Consider the following 2,635-nt stretch of genomic DNA (forward strand, 5'->3'; position numbering starts at 1 on the left):
GTGCCGACGGCAGGCTGACCCAGCACGGCGAAGACCGGCTCACCCCGGGCAGGAAAGCGAAGATCACCGACGCCATGCCGCAGGCGTGGACGGCTCTCGGCCACGAGGGGATTGAGGCTGCGGGGGGGCTCGACGGTGTGGCCCGGCGGGACAAGGTCCCGGCTGCGGCACTGAAACATTATCTTCGCGCGGACGGCAGCTTGACCCAGCGCGGCGAAGACCCGCTCAACCCGAGCAGGAAAGTGGAGATCACCGATGCCATGTTGCGGACGTGGAAGGCCCTCGGCCAGGCGGGGATTAGAGCCGCCGGTGGGCTCGACGGTGTGGCCAGGCGGGACAACGTCTCAGTTGCGGCACTGAAAACTTACCTGCGTGCCGACGGCAGGCTGAGCCAGCGCGGCGAAGACCGGCTCAACCCGGGCGGGAAAGCGAAGATCACCAACGCTACGTTGCGGACGTGGAAGGCCCTCGGCCAAGCGGGGATTGAGGCCGCCGGTGGGCTCGACGCTGTGGCCAAGCGGGACGATGTCTCGGCAGCGGCACTGAAAAATTACCTTCGTGCAGACGGCCGCCTGACCCAGCGCGGCGAAGACCGGCTCAAACCGGCCAGGAAAGTGGAGATCACCGACGCCATGCTGCAGACGTGGAAGACCCTCGGTCAGGCGGGGATTGAGGCTGCCGGTGGGCTCGACGGTGTGGCCCGGCGGGACGATGTCCCGGCGGCGGCACTGAAAAATTACCTGCGTGCAGACGGCCGCCTGACCCAGCGCGGCGAAGACCGGCTCAAACCGGCCAGGAAAGCGAAGATCACCGACGCCATGCTGCGGACGTGGAAGACCCTCGGTCAGGCGGGGATTAAGGCCGCCGGTGGGCTCGACGGTGTGGCCCGGCGAGGCGATGTCTCGGCTGCGGCATTGAGAAAATACCTTCGTGCAGACGGCCGCCTGACCCAGCGCGGCGAAGACCGGCTCAAACCGGCCAGGAAAGTGGAGATCACCGACGCCATGTTGCAGACGTGGACGGCCCTCGGCCACGAGGGGATTGGGGCTGCGGGTGGGCTCGACGGTGTGGCCAGGCAGGACAATGTCCCGGCTACAGTACTGAGAAATTACCTGCGTGCCGACGGCCGCTTGACCCAACTCGGCGAAGACCGGCTCAACCCGGGCGGGAAAGCGACGATCACCGACGCCATGCTGCAGACGTGGAAGGCCCTCGGCCAGGCAGGGATTGAGGCCGCGGGTGGGCTCAACGGGATAGCCCGGCGGGACAATGTCCCGGTGACAGCACTGAGAAATTACCTGCGTGCCGACGGCAGGCTGACCCAGATCGGCGAAGACCGGCTCAACCCGGGCGGGAAAGTGGAAATTACCAACGCCATGTTGCAGACGTGGAAGGCCCTCGGCCAGGCGGGGATTGAGGCTGCGGGTGGGCTCGACGGTGTGGCCAGGCGGGATAACGCCTCAGCTGCGGCAGTGAGAACTTACCTTCGTGCCGACGGCAGCCTGACCCAGCGCGGCGAGGATCGACTCGCCTCGGGCGAGAAAGCGAAGGTCACCGACGCCATGTTGCGGACGTGGAAGGCCCTCGGCCAGGCGGGGATTAAGGCCGCCGGTGGGCTCAACGGTGTGGCCGGGCGGGACAATGTCCCGGTTGCGGCACTGAAACATTACCTTCGTGCCGACGGCCGCCTGACCCAGCGCGGCGAGAACCGGCTCCTCCGCAAGGCTGGCGCGCAGCCTATATGAACGGCAATGTTCCCAGGGCGGGTGCCCGTCGTGCTGCTCTGCGGCGGCGACAAATCAACGCAGGCAAAAGACATCACAAGCGCGCTAAGAAACTGGCTGACGAGCTGGAGGACTGAGAAATGAAACTGAGTGAATTGAAAGCGTTTGACGCCGCAGAGGCGCTCAAGGACGACGAGACGATCCGGCATTATCTGTCGCTCGCGTTTAAAGGCGGGGACCCGCGTGAGATTCAGCGGGCACTCGGCACGGTCGCCCGTGCGCGGGGAATGAGCGCGTTAGCCCGAGCGTCGGGCGTCGCTCGGGAGGCGCTGTATCGCGCACTCTCAGACACTGGCAATCCTGAGTTCGCAACCATCGTGAAAGTAGTCAGAGCCGTCGGACTACACCTCTCGCTGACGGCGCACCCCGACGCGAATGAGGCCGCGACGGCATAAGCCGTCGCCCGATGCGGCTATCGCGGCCACGGTCTTACTGTGCCGGATGGTAAAAAGTCGTAAGCGAGGGCAGCACGACATGCTCTCCCCAAGCCTGCCACACGTCGTAATCTGCTGCGCCTGGCTCGTCTGGAATCTCGCAGACAGCAGCTAGTGCGCTATCGAGCTGCGGCTTGCTTTGCGGCGGCAACAACTTCGGAGAGGCTGCGCACCCGGCCAGCGTCAAGGCGGCAATCAGCAGGGAGAGGCTTGCCTTTCGCATAGCGTTGCAGGTCCTTAGTCTTACTATGTCAAAAATTTATTCTCGTTACGTGTAATACGCAGAAGCGCCGGTAAGTCGTCGCAGAAGATGAAGCGCAAGCAGAATGCGCAGTGTGGTGCCTGGCCACACCGTCGAGCCCACCCGCAGCCTTAATCCCCGCCTGGCTGAGGGCCTTTCACGTCCGCAACATGGCG

At 64.9% G+C, this 2,635-nt stretch carries 3 protein-coding genes and 1 pseudogene; 3 read left to right on the forward strand and 1 reads right to left on the reverse strand.

The features are described from left to right. From PHO31112_RS27335 to PHO31112_RS26950, 3 genes and pseudogenes are all read left to right on the forward strand, one after another. On the forward strand, nt 1-1,745 hold a 1,745-nt coding region (locus PHO31112_RS27335; protein ID WP_174995916.1), incomplete at its 5' end, for a hypothetical protein. Nucleotides 1,746-1,760: 15 nt separating this feature from the next. Continuing rightward, a pseudogene (locus PHO31112_RS28080) lies at nt 1,761-1,861 on the forward strand (type II toxin-antitoxin system RelE/ParE family toxin); the annotation flags it as partial. Between the two features lie 3 nt (nt 1,862-1,864). Next, nucleotides 1,865-2,179, forward strand: a complete 315-nt coding sequence (locus PHO31112_RS26950; protein ID WP_150624790.1) for an addiction module antidote protein — start codon at nt 1,865-1,867, stop codon at nt 2,177-2,179. A 34-nt stretch (nt 2,180-2,213) separates the two neighbouring features. Here PHO31112_RS26950 and PHO31112_RS26955 read toward each other — a convergent pair whose 3' ends face one another. Beyond that, complete coding sequence (locus PHO31112_RS26955; protein ID WP_150624792.1) at nt 2,214-2,441, reverse strand: YajG family lipoprotein; 228 nt, start codon at nt 2,439-2,441, stop codon at nt 2,214-2,216. Nucleotides 2,442-2,635 lie beyond the last annotated feature (194 nt).

Origin of the sequence: Pandoraea horticolens (assembly GCF_902459555.1) — a bacterium.
GTDB lineage: Bacteria > Pseudomonadota > Gammaproteobacteria > Burkholderiales > Burkholderiaceae > Pandoraea > Pandoraea horticolens.

Excerpts from the sequence above, each read along its gene's own strand:
- PHO31112_RS26950 (WP_150624790.1), top strand. The coding sequence starts at position 1,865 with ATGAAACTGAGTGAATTGAAAGCGTTTGACGCCGCAGAGGCGCTCAAG.
- PHO31112_RS26955 (WP_150624792.1), bottom strand. The coding sequence starts at position 2,441 with ATGCGAAAGGCAAGCCTCTCCCTGCTGATTGCCGCCTTGACGCTGGCC.